17 protein-coding genes are annotated in these 16,191 nt (G+C 55.3%); 11 read left to right on the top strand and 6 right to left on the bottom strand.

Features of this window, described 5'->3' with window-relative positions:
* Positions 1-51 precede the first annotated feature (51 nt).
* Together E7745_RS02705 and bioB are read right to left on the bottom strand one after the other, a co-directional pair.
* Positions 52-828 carry a HesA/MoeB/ThiF family protein gene (locus E7745_RS02705; protein WP_123398474.1) on the bottom strand — a complete coding sequence of 259 codons (777 nt, stop codon included), beginning with the start codon at positions 826-828 and terminating at the stop codon, positions 52-54.
* Entirely contained in the window at positions 825-1,814 is a 990-nt protein-coding gene (bioB, locus tag E7745_RS02700) for a biotin synthase BioB (RefSeq protein WP_168181958.1), read from the bottom strand. Before bioB ends, E7745_RS02705 begins: the two co-directional genes overlap by 4 nt.
* Positions 1,815-2,002: 188 nt before the next feature.
* Here bioB and E7745_RS02695 point away from each other — a divergent pair, with 188 nt between their 5' ends.
* The 10 genes from E7745_RS02695 (at position 2,003) to E7745_RS02650 (ending at position 8,462) form a co-directional block, all read left to right on the top strand.
* Positions 2,003-2,539, top strand: a complete 537-nt coding sequence (locus E7745_RS02695; protein ID WP_136408255.1) for a hypothetical protein — start codon at positions 2,003-2,005, stop codon at positions 2,537-2,539.
* Positions 2,539-3,816 carry a hypothetical protein gene (locus E7745_RS02690; protein ID WP_136408254.1) on the top strand — a complete coding sequence of 426 codons (1,278 nt, stop codon included), beginning with the start codon at positions 2,539-2,541 and terminating at the stop codon, positions 3,814-3,816. The genes E7745_RS02695 and E7745_RS02690 overlap by 1 nt, the downstream gene beginning before the upstream one ends.
* Positions 3,817-3,940: 124 nt before the next feature.
* Positions 3,941-4,348, top strand: coding sequence for a hypothetical protein (locus tag E7745_RS02685; RefSeq protein ID WP_123398478.1), 408 nt, complete (start codon positions 3,941-3,943; stop codon positions 4,346-4,348).
* A gap of 15 nt (positions 4,349-4,363) precedes the next feature.
* Complete coding sequence (locus E7745_RS02680) at positions 4,364-4,885, top strand: hypothetical protein (protein ID WP_107032789.1); 522 nt, start codon at positions 4,364-4,366, stop codon at positions 4,883-4,885.
* A gap of 72 nt (positions 4,886-4,957) precedes the next feature.
* Positions 4,958-5,530 (top strand): TIGR00730 family Rossman fold protein, encoded by a 573-nt coding sequence (locus E7745_RS02675; RefSeq protein WP_136408253.1) that lies wholly within the window; start codon positions 4,958-4,960, stop codon positions 5,528-5,530.
* A complete protein-coding gene (locus E7745_RS02670) occupies positions 5,527-6,333 on the top strand; it encodes a DUF4271 domain-containing protein (RefSeq protein ID WP_136408252.1) in 807 nt (268 codons plus the stop codon). Before E7745_RS02675 ends, E7745_RS02670 begins: the two co-directional genes overlap by 4 nt.
* Before the next feature lie 90 nt (positions 6,334-6,423).
* Positions 6,424-7,173 carry a uroporphyrinogen-III synthase gene (locus E7745_RS02665; RefSeq protein ID WP_107032786.1) on the top strand — a complete coding sequence of 250 codons (750 nt, stop codon included), beginning with the start codon at positions 6,424-6,426 and terminating at the stop codon, positions 7,171-7,173.
* A gap of 139 nt (positions 7,174-7,312) precedes the next feature.
* On the top strand, positions 7,313-7,621 hold the full coding sequence (locus E7745_RS02660) for a ribonuclease P protein component (protein WP_136408251.1): 309 nt from the start codon (positions 7,313-7,315) through the stop codon (positions 7,619-7,621).
* 1 nt (position 7,622) lies between these two features.
* A complete protein-coding gene (gene yidD, locus E7745_RS02655; RefSeq protein ID WP_205746920.1) occupies positions 7,623-7,844 on the top strand; it encodes a membrane protein insertion efficiency factor YidD in 222 nt (73 codons plus the stop codon).
* A 6-nt stretch (positions 7,845-7,850) separates the two neighbouring features.
* Positions 7,851-8,462, top strand: a complete 612-nt coding sequence (locus tag E7745_RS02650; RefSeq protein WP_136408249.1) for a TatD family hydrolase — start codon at positions 7,851-7,853, stop codon at positions 8,460-8,462.
* Here E7745_RS02650 and queG read toward each other — a convergent pair.
* From queG to trpS, 4 genes are all read right to left on the bottom strand, one after another.
* Positions 8,407-9,411 (bottom strand): tRNA epoxyqueuosine(34) reductase QueG, encoded by a 1,005-nt coding sequence (gene queG / locus E7745_RS02645; protein ID WP_136408248.1) that lies wholly within the window; start codon positions 9,409-9,411, stop codon positions 8,407-8,409. The genes E7745_RS02650 and queG overlap by 56 nt on opposite strands.
* A 9-nt stretch (positions 9,412-9,420) precedes the next feature.
* Positions 9,421-10,038, bottom strand: coding sequence for a polysaccharide deacetylase family protein (locus E7745_RS02640; protein ID WP_136408247.1), 618 nt, complete (start codon positions 10,036-10,038; stop codon positions 9,421-9,423).
* Between the two features lie 43 nt (positions 10,039-10,081).
* Positions 10,082-13,537, bottom strand: coding sequence for a DUF2723 domain-containing protein (locus E7745_RS02635; protein WP_136408246.1), 3,456 nt, complete (start codon positions 13,535-13,537; stop codon positions 10,082-10,084).
* Positions 13,538-13,602: 65 nt separating this feature from the next.
* Positions 13,603-14,664 carry a tryptophan--tRNA ligase gene (gene trpS, locus E7745_RS02630; RefSeq protein ID WP_136408245.1) on the bottom strand — a complete coding sequence of 354 codons (1,062 nt, stop codon included), beginning with the start codon at positions 14,662-14,664 and terminating at the stop codon, positions 13,603-13,605.
* Between the two features lie 405 nt (positions 14,665-15,069).
* Between trpS and E7745_RS02625 the strand changes: the two genes are divergently transcribed.
* On the top strand, positions 15,070-16,104 hold the full coding sequence (locus tag E7745_RS02625) for a hypothetical protein (RefSeq protein ID WP_107032778.1): 1,035 nt from the start codon (positions 15,070-15,072) through the stop codon (positions 16,102-16,104).
* The last annotated feature ends 87 nt before the right edge of the window (positions 16,105-16,191 follow it).

The raw sequence follows: 16,191 nt of genomic DNA, 5'->3' as shown, positions 1-16,191 counted from the left end.
TTCCGCGGTGCAAAGGTAGCTATAAATTTTTCGATTTTTTAAGATTGGAAGTTAAAATTTGCTAACGGAGGCGCACCTGCAGCCCTCCATCGGACTGATTGCAAAGATGTTGAAGTCCATTGTGATGGCATCGAACGTCAGCATGCGGTTGATCAGCGGATCGCCTGTGCCTACGAGCAGTTTGATGGCCTCGGTAGCCTGGAGGGAGCCGATGACGCCAACCACGGTGTTGAGGATTCCGTTGATTGCACATGGCAGTTCCTCGCCGTCGCCGCTGATCGACGAGGGGTCGAAGATGCAGCGGTAGCAGGCGCTTCCGGGCACATGGCTGAACACCTGGCCGGAGAAGCGCGACACGGCGCCGAACACCATCTTTTTGCCCAGTCTGACGCAGCAGTCGTTGATCAGCAGTCGTGTGGGCAGATTGTCGGTACAGTCCATTATAAGGTCATAGCCTGCCATTATGCTTTCGGCGTTTTCTTCGCTGAGGCGGCTGTTGATGGTGATGATGCTGACCTCCGGATTAAGCGCCCGCAGTTTTTCGGCCGCGGAGTCTGTTTTCAGCCTTCCGAGATCAGGGGTGGAGTGGATTATCTGGCGCTGGAGGTTGCTGAGGCTCACGGTGTCGGCGTCCATCAGGGCTATGGTGCCTACGCCGGCAGCCGCCAGATAAAGGCTCACGGGGCTTCCGAGCCCTCCGGCGCCTACCACGAGTACCCGTGAGGCTGCCAGTGCTTTCTGGCCGGCGAAGTCAATCTCACAGAGCGACAGGTGGCCGCGGTAGCGGGTCTGCTGTCCGCGGTCCAGATCAGGCAGTGGATTGCTCATTGCTGTGGAGTTTTGAAGTTATAGCCGCAAGAGCGTATCAGCTCTATGTCTTCGTCGATCTGCGAGCCGATGGTTGTCAGCAGGTCGCCCATGATGCTGCCGTTGATGCCTATGCGGAGCGATTCGCGCTGTATTTCCTTGGCGATCGAGGCCCGTCCCCCGGCGAAGCGCAACACGGCGTGGGGGTGGATCATGCGGAAGATGGCCACCGTCAGCAGAATCTCGCGTCCGCTCAGTGGCTCGGCGTTTTCAAGCGGAGTGCCGGGAATGGGCACGAGTATGTTGATCGGGATCGACACCGGGTTTACTCTTCTGAGCGTCAGGGCGAATTCCACTCTCTGGGCTCGGCTTTCGCCCATGCCTATGATGCCTCCGCTGCATATCTCCATGCCTGTGGCGCGGGCGGCTTCTATGGTCTTGATCTTGTCTTCTATGGAGTGGGTGGAGCAGAGGGTGGAGAAGTGAGAGGGTGCCGATTCGAGGTTGCAGTGGTAGCGCTCTACTCCGGCGTCTCTCAGTTTGGCGAGGGCTTCCGCGTCGAGCAGGCCCATCGAGGCGCATAGCCCCATGCCGCCTGCCAGGCGCAGCTCGCGGTAGTAGCCGCAGAGAGTTTCGAGGGCTTCGCCGCTGAGAGCGCGTCCGCTTGTCACGAGCGAGAAGCGCCCTATGCCGCGCGAGCGGTTGTAGGCGGCAAGAGCCATGCAGGTGTCATGGCCTACGAGCGGATAGGACATCGTTCCGGTCTTGTAATGAGCTGACTGTGCACACCATTTGCAGTCTTCGCTGCAACGGCCCGAACGGGCGTTGATGATTGAACACGAGTCGAAATCGCGGCTTCCGAAGCGCTCTGTGATCTCGGCGGCGGCTTCGATCAGGGCATCTTCTTCCTGCGGGCTGAGGTCTATGAGACTCATGGCTTCCACGGTGCTCAGGCTGTCCCCGGCAAGTATTTTTTCCTTCAGATTGTTTATTGCATCCGGTGTCATAGGATTGGAGTCTTGATAATGTATTGACAAAATTAATAAAAAAAATTTCATGCCTCTCCGTATTATCGCACCAAAATCGCTTGCCTGCGGTCTTAACTTTGCAGTGAATCCACACCACACCCCCTCCACACCCCCTCCGCACCGTAACCATTTACCCTCCACACATCACCCCTCCATTCTCCCGCACTATGAAACTGACACTCGATTTATCCGAAATGCTTGATCTCTGGCGCCTGCATTACGCCGGATCTCCTCCGCTTGCCGATGCTGTGTTCCGCCGTAACGACGGAATCGACAGTACCGCCGTCTACATCGCCGCCATCAACCGCTGGTACAGCCGACTGCTTCGCGAAGCCCCCGCCTCCATGCTTGCGCCCAGCAGGCTCGATCTGCCCTTGCCCCCGCCGTCGGCCGACGCTTCCACAGTCTTGTCCCTTCCCGCCGGGACCGTCCGCGTTCTGGAGGTGCGTCTTGCCTCCTGGCTGCGTCCTGCCGAGGTGATCACCGACCCTTCGTCTCCGCAGCTGCCGCTCCAGCTCCATCGCTTCACCCGCGCCACCTCCGCATCGCCTGTGGCCTTCTTCAGCGGCGGTGAACTCAGGCTCTATCCGGCCGCCACGGCCGCTGACCGTCTTCTCTCGCTTGACTGCGCTGTCTGCGAGGACGGCCTTTATGAATTCGATGATTCGGCACTTGCCTGCCTTCACAACTACACCTGCGAGTAATGAAGCTGAAATACAATCCGGGTCTCTACCGCCGTGCGGTCGATGCCCACCGCGGGCTTTCGCGTCTGCGCGCCTTGCGCCTGAGGCTGATGGAACACACCTATGGCCGTCAGTGGTCCGACCTCATCACCACTGATGACGGACGCATACTTTCCGAGTATGACCACGCTCTGGAATCGGGCATGCGTCCGCTGACAAACAATCTTCTGCGCTCGCTTGTCAAGAGCATCGTGGGCCGTTTCCGCTACAATCTTTCCACCGTTGAGAAGCCGGACGGAAGCGGAGACCTGACGGCTTTCCGCGAGGCCAATCAGATCAACGAGCTCGACAGCCGCTGCCTGGAGGAGTTTCTGATCTCAGGCTGCGTAATCCAGAAACTCGTCTGCGAACGCCGCCCCGGTTCGCCGCTTGCCGTATGGGCCGACAGTATCTGTCCTGACGACTTCTTCGTCAACCGCTTCTCCGATCCGCGCGGGGCCGATGTGCGCATCATCGGACACTTTTTCCGCGTCAGCCTCGCCGAGCTGAAACTTCGCTTCGGTCACGGATCGGCCTCGCGCTGTGCCATGCTCGAACGCTGCTATGCCAATTCCTCAGGATTCAACGCCACAGACCACGCCGCGGTCTGCCACGTGGCCGAAGTCTGGAGCTTTGACATCGACCCGTCCTCTCCGGCCGATGATCCCCACTGGCATTGCCGCTTCATGGCGCCAAACGGCACCGTGCTTGACGAGACCCGTTCCACTCTTCCCTCAGGTGGACATCCCTATGCCTTCAAGTTCTATCCTCTGACCGACGGCAAGGTCCATCCCTTCATCGAGGATCTGATAGGGCAGCAGAAACACATCAACATCCTCATCACCATGATAGACCACATTCTGGCCAACAGTGCCAAGGGTGTGCTGCTGATGCCTATGGATGCCATCATGCCTGAATCCGACATCCGTGACGTCAGCCGCGTCTGGAGTCGTCCGGGCGGTGTCATTCCTGTAAACCCCGCCGCGCGGATGATGCCTCAGGAGGTAAGCGTCTCCTCAGGAGCCTCACGCGACGCCTCGCAGCTTCTTGATGCCGAAATGAAGCTATTCCAGCAGATTTCAGGAGTCTCCGGAGCGCTCCAGGGGCAGTTGCAGGCTTCAAATGTTTCGGCCTCGCTCTATGAAAGCCAGATAAATAACTCAGCCATAGCTCTGCTCGACATCTATGAGTCGTTCAACTCTTTCCGCGGAGCCCGTGACCGCATTGCAATCGAGATGATTAACACAATTTCACATTGATGTGTCCGCTTTCTGCCTGACTCCGAACTTAATTTTGCCTATGGAAAACCTCACGTTTCCGAAGCACATTTACTAATCATTCGCACACACACACGCACCCCCCTTTTCCCCCGCTCCTGACCTTATGTATTCATTAGTAACCCTCCGCAACCGCCATTTCCTCGAAGCCGCAGGCCGTGTTCTCTCCACTCTTCCCGCCGGCCGCCCGGTGAGCCTCGAACATCTTGCCTCGCTCACAGCTCTTGAGCCCGCCCCCTGCTACTACTGCACGTTTGAATATTCCCTGCGCATGCTGCGCGTGTTGCGCCACGGACGGCTGAAGCTGCGCAATGACCGCCGTCTGGCCCTCTGGGAAGAACTCAACTCGCGGGCCTCGCGCCTGATGGAGCGCCGTGGCTGCCGTCTGGGCGATGCTCTCGCCGACGTGCTTGCCTCCGGTCGTGCCTCGCAGTTTTTCATCTCTCCCGCAAGGGCTATGGACCTGCTGCGTAACTCTTTCGACCAAAAATCACGCCGTATTGTAATTCCCTAACAGTCACCACCCGCTATGCTCTACTCACTTTCAACACAGGTTATAGCCGACACGGTCCATGCGCTTGTGGCCCTGGAACTTCTTTCGGCTTCTGAACCAACCCGCACCGCTCTCTCGCCGCTCCTCGATCCGGAGCGGCGGGGGATGCTGACTCTGATGATCAAGAACGCCTTTGCCGAGACAGTGCTTGATCTGATGCCATATGTCGACGATGCCGATCTCGACGGCGAGAAGCCCGCAGTCTCTCCCGGAGAGCACCCGGCCGACGATTCTGCCGACCATCTGATGCAGATCGTTCTGCGGGTGCCTGCGACTCCGGGCGGGGAGCGTCCGGCCGGAATCCACGGGCTGATAAGGCGTCAGCTGGAAATGACGGTAGTCAGCCGCGTCATCCACACCGCCCTGCTCGCCGCAGGCGGAGCATCGGCCTGTGAACTTGCCGGCGCCTACGCCTCGAAGCTCCGCACGGCCCTTGACTCCCTGACAGCCCTCCTGCGCGCACCCGCAGCCCCCTTCGTAAGGCAACGGTTTATGTAATACTATTTTTTTGCATGACCATCATGGGTGCATCATTTGTTTCTCTTGAAGAATCTTGCTAATTTTGCACTCATGAATTCCAAATCCGAACGCAATGGCGTGGTTGTCTACTGCGCCTCATCATCAGAAATTGATCAGAAATATCTGCAGGTGGCCCGTCAGACGGGTGGCCTGATAGCCTCGTCGGGACGGCCGCTGGTTTGCGGCGGAGGTGCCGGCGGCATGATGGCGGCAGCTATTGAAGGTGCCGTTGAAGCCGGGGGAGAGGCCGTTGGCGTTCTCCCGGAATTCATGATGCGGAAGCGCTGGAACCATCCGCGGCTCTCGTGCTGCATAGTGACCGACTCGATGCACTCGCGCAAGATGACAATGGCCTCCATGTCATGCGCGGCAATAGCCCTTCCCGGCGGCATTGGCACCCTCGACGAACTCGCCGAGATCATGACTTGGCATCAGCTCGGACTGTTTACAGGGCCGGTCATAATAGTGAATACCGACGGATATTATGATCCCTTACTCGATATGTTCCGCCGCATGACCGAACTCGGTTTCATGCGCGACGGACTTATTCCCGCGCTGGTGGCCGCCACTCCGGAGGAGGCTCTTTCACTCATCGGAAACCACGTAGAAGAGTCGGAAAAATGAACCCGCTTTCATTCAGCCAGGATTCTGTAGCGCCCTTTGCCCCGAAGCTCTGCCATCGGTGGGAAGCACCGGTCTCGGAGACTTCCGGAATGACCATAGGCACCGTCCCCTACACACTCGGCATGCGCCCGGCGTCGCGCACCCTTCTGCCGGGCTATGACTCCGGAGTGCTCTGCCTGCTGATAGCCGTGTTTCTGATTCTTGCCTTCAATCTGCGCCACTGCTCCACCTACATCAAAAACTTTTCCTACGACCTCTGGTCGGTGCGCCGCACAGACAGCACATTCACCGTCCGCACCTTCAGCGAGACCGGAATCCAGATCTCCATCGTGTTGCTCACCTGCCTCTGCGAGGGAATAATAATAAACGCCGCCCTGACCTCCCACGGACTGTCGACCCCACTGGCTACTTTCCCTGAGATAGCCGCTTTTTTTGTGGTGGCCGGAGTCTACTATCTCTGGCAGCTGTGTGCCTACCGCATTGTGGGCTATGTGTTTACCGACAAACTCTCGGCCCGGCAGTGGATCAAGGGCTTCAATGCCTCCCAGGCCCTGCTCGGCCTGCTGCTCACCATCCCGGCCCTCATAGTGCTCTTCAACCCCGGCGGCGCAGCAGCCGTGGCCTCAATCGGAATTGTCTGCTATCTGATGGCCCGGCTGATATTTATTTTCAAGGGCTTTAGGCTTTTTTACGATAATTTTGGCTCATTGCTTTATTTTATTTTGTATCTTTGCACGCTCGAAATCGTGCCCGTGGTACTGATTTTCCGCTGTATCGGCCGTTTCAGCCAGTTGGAAGCTTGAAATTGAGAGGTTTAAGCTTCCGATGGAGACAATTCGCTGCAAAATACTACTATGCAGTCCTAACCTACGTTAAACAAGCACTATCCGACAGTGAAAGTAAAAAAAGTATTAGTTTCCCAGCCGAAGCCTGCTTCCGACAAATCTCCCTACTATGATATAGCAGAAAAGTATGGGGTTGAAATTGTATTCCGGCCTTTTATCAAAGTAGAAGGGCTTACAGCTAAGGAATTTCGTCAGTCTAAGATAGCAATTACCGATTTTTCGGCAATTATCTTTACAGCCCGCACTGCGATTGACCATTTCTTCCGCCTCTGTGAGGAAATGAGAGTCACCATCCCTGACACCATGAAATATTTCTGCACCACAGAGTCGATAGCTCTATATCTGCAGAAATACATCGTCTACCGCAAACGCAAGATCTTCCACGGCGAGACCGGCAAGCTCGACGGTCTCATGTCATTGCTGATCAAGCACAAGAAAGAACGCTTCCTCTACATCGTCTCGGATGTACACAAGGAAGACACAAGCATCCTCGACAGCAACGGTATCAACTACACAAAAGCAGTCATGTACCGTACAGTCTCGAACGACTTCGGCCCTGACGAGAAATTCGACTATGACATGCTCCTCTTCTTCAGCCCTTCGGGAATCAACTCCCTGCTTAAGAACTTCCCCGGATTCGAGCAGAACGACATCCGCATCGGATGCTTCGGCGGAACAACCGCACAGGCTGTGCGCGACGCTGGTCTGCGCCTCGACCTCGAAGCTCCCTCGGTGAAAGCTCCATCGATGACCGCAGCGCTTGACAACTTCCTGAAAGAGGATGCCAAGAACGGATAACAACCCCCTCCTCTCCAATTCAATTCGCACTTATGCTCGGCCTCAGGCTTTATAAGATAGAAAAACTCCGCAGCGAGATTGCAATCGGTCAGCTCTTTGACCGCAGCAATCCCGCTGCCTTGTCTGTTATGGCCTACCCCTGAGGGCTGTCTGGACAGTCAACAAAGCCCGCAGCTCGGCCTCATGCCCTCAGTTTCTGATCGCAGTGCCAAAGAAAAAGCTGCGCCATGCCGTGGAACGAGTCTACATGCGCCGCCGCATCCGCGAAGCCTACCGGCTGAACCGCCACCTCATTCCGCGCGACCTCCCGCTTGACATTGCCTTTGTCTACGTAGCCTCTGACCTTCAGACCTACGCCACAGTCGAAAAATCAGTGGTCCGCATCCTCTCACGCATCTCCCAGGCCCTCGCCGCCTCAGCCGGCCAAGGCGAATCAGCAAACTCCTGAAATCAGACCCTTGATCCGTCGCCTCCTCATATTGCCGATCCGCTTCTATCAGCTGTGTATCTCCCCCATGTTTCCTGCAGCCTGTCGGTTCACGCCCACATGCAGCCAATATGCTGTCGAGGCGATAACCCGACATGGCCCCGTCCGCGGCCTCTGGCTCGCCATAAAGCGCATTGGCCGTTGTCATCCCTGGGGAGGCTCAGGCTATGATCCTGTAACCTGAAAGGCTATGAATTTCGATGTCCACACCCACATCCTGCGCCGCAACGCCCTTGTCGATCTTGATCCCGTAGATCATCGGACTCCCTGCAGCGCGTTTGCGCGTCAGCTGGATCTTCAAGCCATACCTCTTCTGCGCCCCGGCTACAGCTATTCGGTCGGCATCCACCCCTGGAACGCCACTCGCGTTGCCCCTGCCGACCTGCGCCTCCTCCGCGCCCTTGTAGCCCAGCCGCAGGTCAAAGCCATTGGCGAATGCGGCCTTGACCCTCTGCGGCAGAATCCTGACAACGCGGACCTCAACATTGCAGGCAGAGCAAGCCTGATCAGTCTCCAGACCGACCTGCTTCACCTGCATTTTGAATTGAGTGAACTCTGGTGCAAACCCCTCCTGCTCCATATCGTCAGAACCTACCCTGAAATCATCGGACTCCGCCGTAAATGGAAACCCGCACAGCCTTGGATCATACACGGCTTCCGTGGCAGACCGCAACTCGCGCGTCAGCTCCTTGCTGACGGATTCTACCTCTCGTTCGGAGCGAAATACAATCCCGAATCTTTCGCCCTCACTCCTCCTGACCGTCGTCTTCGCGAGACCGACGCCTTGTCTCCTCTTCAATAATCCTCAACGCATTGCGCTGCAGCCCTGAAAGCTTGGTCCGCTTGATGGCCGAACGGCGGAAAATCGCTGAAAACTCCTCCTGCGTCATCTCTGCGATCCGCTCCGCGCTCAGAGCGACCACAGCCTCTCGGGGCCTGAACTCCACGATCTCGCTCAGCGGCGAGACACGATTGTGCGGGCATACACGCTGACACTCGTCGCAGCCATACACATGTCGGCCCAGACGCACATCCTCCGGCAGTTCGCCGCGATATTCTATTGTGAGATACGACAGACACCTGCGGGCATCAAGCGTCACCCTCCCGTCGGCCCCCGCGCTCAGAGCCTTGCCCGGACAGGCTTTCAGGCAGCATCCGCAGCCTTCGCAGCTTCCCGGAGCCGCAGGCTCGTCAGGCTCCAGAGGCAGAGTGGTAAGAATCTCGCCGAGAAAGAAGCGCGACCCGGCTCCCGGAAGAATCAGCTGATTGTTAAGCCCGATGAAACCGAGTCCGGCCTTCACCGCCCAGTAGCGCTCTCTGAGAGGAGCCGTGTCGACACACACGCGGCATTCCGCACCTGTAGCGCTGCTGATCTTCTCCGCCACCTCTGACAGCCGCTTCCTGACCTCATCATGGTAGTCATCGCCCAAGGCATATTCCGCCCACAGCAGCGGGCGCATCACTCCGGAGCCGTCGAGGTCTCCGCCGGAGCTGTCAGCGGTAGCGCCGCCATTACCCCAATGATAATTGAAAGCACATGAAATCACGCTCCGGGCCCCGTCGAGCAGACGGCGGGGATCGGAGCGCAGATCGTCATATTTTTCAAGATAAGCCATCTCACCGTGCTTCCCTTCGGAAATCCACGCGCGATAATCATCGGCAGAGGCCTCGTCGACCTGACACACCTGAGCCACAGCCGAGCGAAACACCCCGGCTCCGGCAAGAAGCTCTTTGATCTCGGCCTTGGTCATATGATGTTCTTACATAGGCAGCGGCAGGAACTCATAGCCCTGTTCCTTGAGCCATTCGATAGCCCGCGGAAGCGCATAGCGCATGTTGACATGCGCTTTCTTTGAATCGTGAAACACGATTATCGACCCGTTGCGGGCATAGCGCTTGACATTGTCGAGCACCTCCTCGCCGTTTACACGTTTCGAATAGTCGCGCGTCACAAGATCATACATTATTATATTGTAGTGGCGCTTGATCAGGCTCGTCTGCAGCGGCGATATGATGCCGTGGGGCGGCCGGAAGAGTATCGAGCCGATAAGCCTGTCAGCTTCCGTTATGTCACGGAAAAAAGTCTTGGCATCGACCTTAAGCCCCTGCAGGTGGTGCATGGTGTGATTGCCGTAGGAGTGGCCGCGGCGTTTCACTTCCTCGAAAAGTTCGGGGTATCGGCGCACGTTGTCGCCAACCATGAAAAACGTCGCCTTGACTCCGTAGCGGTCAAGCACATCAAGCACCCAAGGGGTCTCTTCGGGAATCGGGCCGTCGTCAAAAGTCAGATAGACGACCTTCTTCCCGCGTTGCAATATACGCCATATGGCCTCTGTGAACAGCAGGCGGTAGAAAAATGGCGGTTGTTCGATCCACATATGCGCTCTGTCAGCTTCTTGTAGCTTATCCGATAAGCCTCTGTTACTTCTGAAGTATCGAGACGATTCGGTCGAAGTTGATACCAAGATCGGTCAGACGGTCTACCATTTTCTCGGTGTCACCGCCGGCATCGCTCAGGTCCTGAAGCAGATATACCATATAATAGGTCTCTATGAACTTGTCGGTCTGCGGCAGTGTGGAGTATTGCCAGGGGTTGAGGCTTTGGTAATACTTCACGTTCTTGCCATAGCGCATGAGCTCGTTCTCAAGCAGCTCTACCGCACGGCCCGATGCCTCCTTGTTGCCGGTGGCTATGCCGATGCGGGCATAGATCTGGGCCATTCTCTGTGGCACCTGTATGGCGTAGGGCGATGCTGCTTCGGGCAGCTTCTCTTCCATGAGCTTCAGCAGATTGAGCGCCTTGGCGTAGCGGTCGGCCTTGAACTCGGCGAGTCCCTGGCGCGCTTTGTCATCAAGCTCGGCCACAGTGTCGGCTCTCTCTGCCATTGCGGCCTCGTTGATCATGCCGGTGGCTGCAGAGATGATGTAGGAGCGGGTTGTGGTCACCATCTTGCGCACGGTCTCGTCGAGATAGATCTGGCTCGGATCTGTCACCTTGTCCAGACCTCCCCAGCGGAATTTTTCGGTGATGTTGCGGTAGGCCTTGTCGGTGTTGACGGCCGAGATCTCATAGTCGCTGTTTTCATCGTTGCGCACCGGTGTCACCTCGTAGGCCATACCTGTCGAGCGCATATAGGGCTGGAGGGCCAGATAATAGTCCGAAGGCACGGTCGATGCGAAGTAGATCGGGTTTTTCCATCCGTTTTTCACCGAAGTGGCGAGCATGTCGAGCGAAAGTACCTGGCTGAGGGTCAGACCGCCGTGGCGCATTGCCTCACGGTCATTGGTCATGTTGGCCTGGATGGCAGTGTCTGCCATGTCTGCCTCATGCTCGGAGATGCGGCCGGCCTTGACTGCGGCGGGGATGTCGACGGGGATGATGAAGTTGTTGTAGTCCATCATCGGGGCGCCCCAAGGGTTCTCGCTCGACTTCTTGTCATAGAGCTGGCGCAAGGCGGTGAAGATGTGGACCGGTGTGGTGTCACATTCGGCCGAGAAGTAGTTGAAGTTCATGCGGTCATAGCCGTAGTCTTCAGGCTTGGCCAGGGTCTCGATTCCGGCAGCCTCGTAGGAGGGGTGCTTGACCTGGTTGGCATACCAGTCGGTGGTCAGATACGAGAGGTTGACCACTTTCACGTCCGTGCGGTGGCCTTCTACTTCCTGGGCATACCAGAGGGGGAAGGTGTCGTTGTCACCGTTGGTGAATATGATACCGTTTTCGTCAACGGAGTCAAGGTAGTTCATGCCGAAGTCGCGTGTCACGTAGCGGCCTGAGCGGTCATGGTCATCCCAGGTCTGCGAAACCATCTGCAAGGGCACTGCAAGGCCTACGAAGCAGGCGAAAATCGCGGTGCCCAACTGCTTTTTGGCTCCGGTTCCTGCCGTTTTCTTGTCTTTGAGCAGTTCGTTGAGAAGCGCCCACAGGCCGGCCACACCCATGCCTACCCAGATGGCGAAGGCGTAGAATGATCCGGCGAATGCGTAGTCGCGTTCGCGCGGCTGGGTCGGAGTCTGGTTCAGATAGAGCACAATAGCGATACCCGTCATGAAGAAGAGGAAGAAGATCACCCAGAACTGCTCTATGCCTCGCTTCGATGTGAATGCCTGCCAGCCGAGGCCTATGATGCCCATGATGAGCGGAAGCATGAAGAAGACGTTGTGGCCCTTGTTGCCCTCGCCGTCGCTGTAAGGCAGCAGGCTCTGGTCGCCGAGGCGCGGATTGTCAATGAAGGGGATGCCTGAGATCCAGTTGCCGTGGTTAACCTCGCCGTTGCCCTGGATGTCGTTCTGGCGTCCTGCGAAGTTCCACATGAAGTAGCGCCAGTACATATGGTTGAGCTGGTAGACCAGGAAGAAGCGGAGGCTTTCGCCCATAGTCGGTTTCACGAGCATCTCTGTCTGCAGCGGCTGTCCGTTGCGCATATATTTGGTTGCTTCTACCGGTTTGCCGTGCAGCCCGCCGATCCAGTCGCTGTAAGCTGCGGCATGCGCTCCGCTGTAGATGCGCGGGAAGAGCATGTTCAGCTCAGGAGCCATCACATAGTCTTTCTTGTAGCCGGTGATCTCATAGTGGTCCGGCTGGTCTTCGGATGTCTTGACAGTCTTGGCGTAGATCGGACGGCCTTCTTTATACATAGGTGTGACCTCGCCGTTGTCTTTAACGTCATAGACCACGCGCGACTGGTGGGTCTGGCCATAGAAGAGCGGGCGTTCGCCATACTGCTCGCGGTTGAGGTAGGAGGCGAGGGCGAAGACGTTGTCAGGTGCGTTCTGGTTCATAGGCGGGTTGGCGCTGGCGCGTATGAGCAGCAGGGCATATGACGAGTAGCCTATGAAGATCACGAAGATGCTCATCACCACAAGGTTCAGAATGCGCACCGGAAGTTTCTTCGCGAGGAAGAGATATGCTATGACTCCGGCCATGATGATCACCGGTATCAGCATGTTGTCGCCGATGAAGGGGATGCCTGAGAAGAAGATACTGAGAATGACGCTCAGGCGTATCTTGCCCACGCTCTTCTGCTTGTAGAGCTCGCTGATGGCCCAGATGAAACAGCTGACGGCGAGGATAGCGTAGATCAGTACACCGACATTGTAGCTGCATCCGATCACATTGACGAAGAAGAGTTCGAAATACTGCGACACTTCGATGAAGCCAGGCACGAGGCCGTAGAGGATCAGGCCCACCACGATGGCCGAGAAGGCCAGAGTGATCAGCGAGCCCTTGGCGGTGGTGTTCTTCCACAGACGGTAGTAGATCACCAGGCCGATGGCGGGGATACACAGAAGGTTCAGAAGGTGGACGGCGATCGAGATGCCGATCACGTAGGCTATGAGTATCAGATATTTGTCGCTATGAGGCTGTTCGGCGCGGTTTTCCCATTTCAGAATGAGCCAGAACACCAGGGCGGTGCAGAACGAGGAGAAGGCGTAGACCTCACCCTCGACTGCCGAAAACCAGAAGGTGTCACTCCAGGTGTAGGCTAATGCGCCACAGATGCCCGATCCAAAGATCACCATCATTTGCACGAGGCTGATTTCAGTGGCGTCATCCTTGACTGTCAGCCGCTTGACAAGATGGGTGATGGTCCAGAACAGCAGCAGTATGGTGCCTGCCGAGAGCAGAGCCGACATGGAGTTGACCATTACGGCTACCTTGCTGACATCGCCGAAGGCGAAGTTGACAAAGAAGCGGGCGGCAAGCATGAAGATCGGGTTGCCCGGCGGGTGTCCGACCTCAAGTTTGTAGCCTTGCGAGATAAATTCCGGGCAGTCCCAGAAACTTGCTGTAGGCTCGATGGTGAGCAGGTAGGTCACCGCTGCGATCACAAAGCAGAGCCAGCCGAGCGAGTTGTTGATGAGGTTGTATCTCTTCATTTTGAAGTTTGTAAAATAATGTGGAGGAGGGGAGAGCTAAAGAGGATTTCCGGGAGGATTGTGTATTAGAATTTGCGGATACCCATCACCTGACGTACTTCTTCGAGAGTCTTGGCGGCGCGTTCGCGGGCGCGTTCTGCTCCCTGGCGCACTACGCGTGAGATGTAGGCCTCGTCGTTGCGGATGTCATGATAGCGTTCGCGGATGGGGGTTGTGACTTTGAGTATATCTTCGGCAAGCTGCTTTTTCATGTCGCCGTAGCGGATCGAGCAGTCGGCATATGCATCGCGGTAGCTCTGCACGATTTCCGGAGCGGAGGTCAGCTCCATGAGGGTGAGCAGATTTTCAACCGGCTGTGAGATGGGCTGGTTGGGTTCCTTGGGACCTTCGTCGGTCACGGCGCGCATCACTTTCTTGCGGAGCACCTTTTCCTCGTCGATAAGATAGACGCAGTTGCCTTCGCTCTTGCCCATCTTGCCTGAGCCGTCGAGGCCGGGCACTTTTACGGCGTGGTCACCGAAGTTGAAATTTTCGGGTTCGGGGAAGAGGTCTACGCCGTAGAACGAGTTGAATCTGCGGGCGAAACGGCGTGTGAGCTCCAGGTGCTGTTCCTGGTCTTTGCCTACGGGCACCTTGTGGGCCTTCTGTATCAGAATGTCGACGGCCATGAGGGTGGGGTAGGTGAGCAGGCCGGCGTTGACGCGCTTGTTGGTGTCCGAGCCGATGATCTGCTTCTCGATATCGTCGTCAGCGCCGGCGGCTCCGAGTCCGAGCTGTTTGCGGGCCTTGTCTTTGAAAGAGGCTGTGCGCAGGAGTTCGCCGATGCCCACGTGCATGTTGAGCAGGAGATACATTTCCGAGATTTCGGGCACGTCGCTCTGCACGAAGATAGTCGCCTTTTCGGGGTCGATGCCGGCGGCGAGATATTCGGCAAGGATATTCTTTACGTTCTCATGCAGCGCGTCGGGGTCCGGATTGGTGGTCAGGGCGTGGAGGTCGGCGATGAAGAACAGGCAGTCATAGTCGTTCTGCATTTTGACGAACTTGCTCAAAGCTCCGTAATAGTTTCCGAGATGAAGGTTTCCGGTGGCGCGTATGCCGGAGAGAACCACTTCTTTATCGTTCATAATATGGTGATGGTTAGATTGTTAGTAATGCTGTTGGCCCTAAGGCGGGCAATTTGGCTACAAATTTACAAAAAAGCTCCGTAACTGCCGAATAAAAACAAGTCAAACTCTCTGAACAATCTCTTAATAAAGCAATTATAACACTTCACTCCCCCATCACCCTTTCCACCCCCGCATCATTGGCAGCTCTTCAAAATTAACCGATATAATGTGCATCAGTAGCTACATAACGTGAGTTCGATATAAGAAAATTGCTATTCAATAATAACGCAATTAGCTATTTAGGATAAAACTAAGTAGCTTATTTTATTGGGATTCTTACGAAAAAACGTAATTTTGCACTTATCGAAGTATTGGCGTCCCTTGCGGTGACTTCTTCCCATTTATTCAAACATCTCATAAAGTATGACGAATCTCTATATTCATCTTTTATTACAAGTTCAGAATCACTCAGCCTCTGATTCAGCTTCAATCAGTGTGATTCGTTCGTATGTGGAACGTCTCGCACGTGACGGAGGTTTAGATCTTTGGGACTGGCTAGCTATCGTGATTGCCTTTATCTCTTTGGTAATAGCATGGCTTATGGCTGTATGGCAAAAACGCACGGAACGGAACACGATGAAAATTACAAAGGAGGGACAGATTGGCCTGCTGGTCGATTATATCCGTCATTTCTATACAAATCTTGTGGTCATCATTTCCGTGACTGAAAAACTTAAAGGACGATTCTCTTCCCACTATCCTTCCGAGGAGCATTTTCGAAAACTCACAATTGATCTTGAAGTGCTTCACCCGGAAGCCTTTTTTCATAGTAAGGAGAAATACAATCAAATCCATAAGCTCCTTCTTCTATTGAGGAACTACAATATAGAGGTCGATGTGGCCGAAAAACATTTGTGTTCTCGGTCTGTGGAGCCTTATGCTAAAGAACGAGATCTGAATACATTGATATTCAAGCCGGATCTTTTATGCCGATCTTTTCTCGATTGTATCAGGAATCTTTGTGAGGATGTCTCAAAGGAAAGATATGGCTTCCTTTCGAAATATCCTTTCCTGGCCGGTTGTCTCGACAGGATCTCGTTTATTAAGGCAAACGTCTCCAATCAGCAGCTTTATAGCGGATATATCAGCCAGATTCGTGAATCCATCATAGCCGAAGCAGTGAAAAGGACCGGCAATATAGAGGCTTTCAAGAGATTTGAAAACATTCCTGCCGATGGAGAACCGGAAAAGGAGATCCTTAAACAGAAAGCCGAAATTCTGCGCGTAGAATCCCAAAAAATCGAACGTCGTTATTGGCCGGAAAAATCATCGTTTGCCGATATGATCTTTCCCGATGACAAGGACCTGTTTTTTGCTCTCCTTAACCATAATGTAGATACAGAAATGAACGGCCTTAACGGACAGCACTACCCCAAAATCTTCATTCTCTCTTTTTAAAGTGATTTTTGTCGTTATTCTGTGCTTAAATGAAAGAGCCCTGATATGCAGTGAAAGAGAAAAAGGAAACCGGGTGTCCCTCCCCAA

Origin of the sequence: Duncaniella sp. C9, assembly GCF_004803935.1 — a bacterium.
GTDB classification, from domain to species: Bacteria; Bacteroidota; Bacteroidia; order Bacteroidales; family Muribaculaceae; genus Duncaniella; species Duncaniella muris.
The sequence above is the reverse complement of the archived record's forward strand: the minus strand, read 5'-3'. Positions and strand labels throughout refer to the sequence as shown.

Excerpts from the sequence above, each read along its gene's own strand:
- E7745_RS02680 (WP_107032789.1), top strand. The coding sequence starts at position 4,364 with ATGCTCTACTCACTTTCAACACAGGTTATAGCCGACACGGTCCATGCG.
- queG (WP_136408248.1), bottom strand. The coding sequence starts at position 9,411 with ATGACCAAGGCCGAGATCAAAGAGCTTCTTGCCGGAGCCGGGGTGTTT.
- E7745_RS02705 (WP_123398474.1), bottom strand. The coding sequence starts at position 828 with ATGAGCAATCCACTGCCTGATCTGGACCGCGGACAGCAGACCCGCTAC.
- trpS (WP_136408245.1), bottom strand. The coding sequence starts at position 14,664 with ATGAACGATAAAGAAGTGGTTCTCTCCGGCATACGCGCCACCGGAAAC.
- E7745_RS02625 (WP_107032778.1), top strand. The coding sequence starts at position 15,070 with ATGACGAATCTCTATATTCATCTTTTATTACAAGTTCAGAATCACTCA.
- E7745_RS02640 (WP_136408247.1), bottom strand. The coding sequence starts at position 10,038 with ATGTGGATCGAACAACCGCCATTTTTCTACCGCCTGCTGTTCACAGAG.
- E7745_RS02695 (WP_136408255.1), top strand. The coding sequence starts at position 2,003 with ATGAAACTGACACTCGATTTATCCGAAATGCTTGATCTCTGGCGCCTG.
- E7745_RS02670 (WP_136408252.1), top strand. The coding sequence starts at position 5,527 with ATGAACCCGCTTTCATTCAGCCAGGATTCTGTAGCGCCCTTTGCCCCG.
- E7745_RS02685 (WP_123398478.1), top strand. The coding sequence starts at position 3,941 with ATGTATTCATTAGTAACCCTCCGCAACCGCCATTTCCTCGAAGCCGCA.
- bioB (WP_168181958.1), bottom strand. The coding sequence starts at position 1,814 with ATGACACCGGATGCAATAAACAATCTGAAGGAAAAAATACTTGCCGGG.
- E7745_RS02635 (WP_136408246.1), bottom strand. The coding sequence starts at position 13,537 with ATGAAGAGATACAACCTCATCAACAACTCGCTCGGCTGGCTCTGCTTT.
- E7745_RS02690 (WP_136408254.1), top strand. The coding sequence starts at position 2,539 with ATGAAGCTGAAATACAATCCGGGTCTCTACCGCCGTGCGGTCGATGCC.
- E7745_RS02675 (WP_136408253.1), top strand. The coding sequence starts at position 4,958 with ATGAATTCCAAATCCGAACGCAATGGCGTGGTTGTCTACTGCGCCTCA.
- E7745_RS02650 (WP_136408249.1), top strand. The coding sequence starts at position 7,851 with ATGAATTTCGATGTCCACACCCACATCCTGCGCCGCAACGCCCTTGTC.